This window comes from Streptomyces sp. NPDC005181 (assembly GCF_040608395.1).
Lineage (GTDB): Bacteria > Actinomycetota > Actinomycetes > Streptomycetales > Streptomycetaceae > Streptomyces.
The window spans coordinates 1-2,510 of the sequence record NZ_JBEXID010000220.1 but is presented as its reverse complement, the minus strand read 5'-3'; the positions used below and the strand labels follow the sequence as shown (position 1 = coordinate 2,510).

General features: G+C 67.2%; 3 protein-coding genes and 3 pseudogenes. 4 read left to right on the top strand and 2 right to left on the bottom strand.

Annotated elements, in window-relative coordinates; all coding sequences use genetic code 11:
* Positions 1-113 precede the first annotated feature (113 nt).
* The 4 genes and pseudogenes from ABZV38_RS40100 to ABZV38_RS40085 all read left to right on the top strand — a co-directional run bounded on the left by ABZV38_RS40100 (position 114) and on the right by ABZV38_RS40085 (position 1,653).
* A complete protein-coding gene (locus ABZV38_RS40100) occupies positions 114-419 on the top strand; it encodes a methyltransferase domain-containing protein (RefSeq protein WP_356333869.1) in 306 nt (101 codons plus the stop codon).
* A pseudogene (locus ABZV38_RS40095) lies at positions 400-483 on the top strand (class I SAM-dependent methyltransferase); the annotation flags it as partial. The gene ABZV38_RS40100 and the pseudogene ABZV38_RS40095, both read left to right, overlap by 20 nt.
* A gap of 26 nt (positions 484-509) precedes the next feature.
* Complete coding sequence (locus ABZV38_RS40090; RefSeq protein WP_356333868.1) at positions 510-794, top strand: SDR family oxidoreductase; 285 nt, start codon at positions 510-512, stop codon at positions 792-794.
* A gap of 67 nt (positions 795-861) precedes the next feature.
* Positions 862-1,653 carry a maleylpyruvate isomerase N-terminal domain-containing protein gene (locus ABZV38_RS40085; RefSeq protein ID WP_356333866.1) on the top strand — a complete coding sequence of 264 codons (792 nt, stop codon included), beginning with the start codon at positions 862-864 and terminating at the stop codon, positions 1,651-1,653.
* A 150-nt stretch (positions 1,654-1,803) separates the two neighbouring features.
* On the opposite strand, the pseudogene ABZV38_RS40080 reads toward ABZV38_RS40085, so the two are convergent.
* Both ABZV38_RS40080 and ABZV38_RS40075 read right to left on the bottom strand, forming a co-directional pair.
* Positions 1,804-1,896: pseudogene (locus ABZV38_RS40080) on the bottom strand (peptide-methionine (R)-S-oxide reductase); the annotation flags it as partial.
* Positions 1,897-1,909: 13 nt separating this feature from the next.
* Positions 1,910-2,416: pseudogene (locus ABZV38_RS40075) on the bottom strand (AAA family ATPase); the annotation flags it as partial.
* Positions 2,417-2,510: the final 94 nt, after the last annotated feature.

The following is a 2,510-nucleotide window of genomic DNA, read 5'->3' as shown; positions in this document are numbered from 1 at the left end:
CGGGGGTCGGGGGTCGGGGGTCGGGGGTCGGGGGTCGGGGGTCGGGGGTCGGGGGTCGGGGGTCGGGAAAATCGTTCGCAGACGCTCAGCGCGGGTGGCTAACGTGCACCGACGTGGACATTGAAGATCCCAAAGACCTGGTCCGGCGCGGGTATGACGCGCTCTCCCTCCGGTATGACCAGGCGTATGCCGCTGAGACGAAGTACCAGCCGTGGATCAGCGAACTGATCGGTCGGATCCCGGCTGGAGGCATGGTGCTGGATCTGCGGTGCGGGAGTGGGGTGCCCGTCGCCCGCGCCCTGACGACCGCAGGTCACCGCGTTACGGGCGTCGATATCAGCGAGGTGCAGATCCGCAGGGCCCGGGAGCTCGTACCACAGGCCGAGTTCATCCGCGCCGATGCTACGGCCATGGACTGAACCGGCCTCGTTCGACGCGATCGTCTCCTTCTATGCACTGATCCACATCCCCCTTGATGAACAGCTTCCCCTGCTGGAGAAGATCGCCGGATGGTTGCGTCCCGGCGGTTGGTTCCTGAGCACCACCGGCAACCGGGCCTGGACCGGCATCGACGAGGACTGGCTGGGTGGCGGGACCGCTATGCGGTGGAGCCACGCGGACGCCGCCACGGCGGCTCAATCGTGTTCAACGGATCAGTGTTCGCCGAGCTCGGCACACCGGGCATATCGATCTACAGCGCCAGCAAGGGCGGCGTTGCCGCTCTGGCACGCGCAACGGCAGTGGAACTCGGACCTGATGCGATCCGAGTAAAAACTGGTCAAATGCGGCGATGAGGTGGCCGAGGTCGCGACGGCGGGAGCTGGCCGGCCATGCGACCCAGGCGCGACGGAAAGGACCACCATGGGCGCCATCGCCGATACCGACACCTGGCTGGCGGGCCTCCACGCCAGCTCAGCGCGTCTACAGCGGTACGTCAGCCGGCTTTCCGAGCAGGACTTGTCGCAGCAGTCCTTCGCTGACAACTGGAGCATCGGCCAGGTGCTGTCCCATCTGGGCAGCGCCGCCGAGATCAGCACCATGCTGGTGGAGCGTGGCATCGCCGGCGATGCCACCGGCCCGGTACGGCATGAGTTGCTTCCCGTCTGGAAGCGCTGGAACGCGCTATCAGCCCCCCACCAGCGCGAGGCGTGGCAGGAAGCGGCCGCCCGGCATCTGCGGCTGCTGGACTCGCTCAGCGCCGCGGATCGGGCATCGGTGAAGGTGCCGTACTTCGCGGGCCTTCTCAGCATCCCTGTCTACGCCGGATACCGGCTGTCGGAGCAGTCGGTGCATGCCTGGGACATCGAGGTGGCTCTGGATCCCGCGGCGGCCATTCCCGCCGAAGAGGTGGGACTGCTGTGGGAGCGGCTCGATCTGGTCGCGACCCGCTTCCGCGACCACGAGGCCCTTTCCCGGCTCTCCCCCGGCCAACTGCTTGTTGAGCTGACCGACCAGGACCGCACACTGTGCCTGAACCTTGCAGCGGAACTGCACATCCTTCCCTGCGAGCCCGCCGATCCCACAGGCTCCGTCTCAGGGCCGGCCGAGGCCGTCCTCCGCCTCATCTACTGCCGCAACCGCCCCCCACAGGACAGTGTCGTAGCAGGCGCGGCCACGCTCGAGGATGTGCGGTCCCTTTTCCCCGGCTTCTGAGCCCACCTCCCCGGGGCGCCACCCAACTCCCCCTGGTTGGCGCCCCCTTCTCCGCTAGCGGGAAACGACTCCCTGGGGGAACGGCAGCTGACCGGCCTGACCAAGTTCGTCACACCGCACCGGGCACAGTCATCCACCCGCTGATGCGCCCTGCGCGCGGCGCATCTCCGTGCGGACCATGTCGGGGGAAGGGTCCTCGATCAGTTCGACGGCGTCCGTGTCCTTGGGGCCGAAGAAGGACGGCCGATCAAGGGCGTCAGGTCAGACCGTCCAACGCGCGGGCGATCGAGGCCGCGGTGATGCCGTCGCCCCGGTTGTCGAACACCAGCCGGTGGCTGCTCGACCAGCGGCACACGTTGTTCTGTGCCTTCTCCCAGAAGCTGTCCCAGTCAGCGAGTTTGGACTGGTCCCGTGCGTAGCCCCGTGCGCGGATACGTTCGCGGGCGGTGTCCGAGTCCACCTGGACCTGCACCACCACGGGCTCGACATGGCGCGGCCAGGAGTGCCGCTCGGCGACCTCGTCGAGGTAGTCCGGCCGGGAGAAGTAGCGACCGAAGGGAGCGTCCAGCACGACCGGTCGGCCCGTCGCCAGGTTGTCCCTGGCCAGATCCAGGATCGTCAGGTACTCGAGGTCCATCACCACGGACTGGTAGTACGGGTTGAGGTCACGCTCGGTCCTGTCCGTACCGGCGAGTTCGAGGAGTGCTTCGGTGAAGCGGTTGCAGGCGGTGTCCTTGTCGATGTAGGCGGCACCGGACTGCTCGGCTAGTGTCCTGCGTCGTAGATTCGTTGAATAAGTAGACTGTCTTCATGGCGAAGATGGGGCGGCCGATGGCCGAGCTGGCGTTGACCGATGA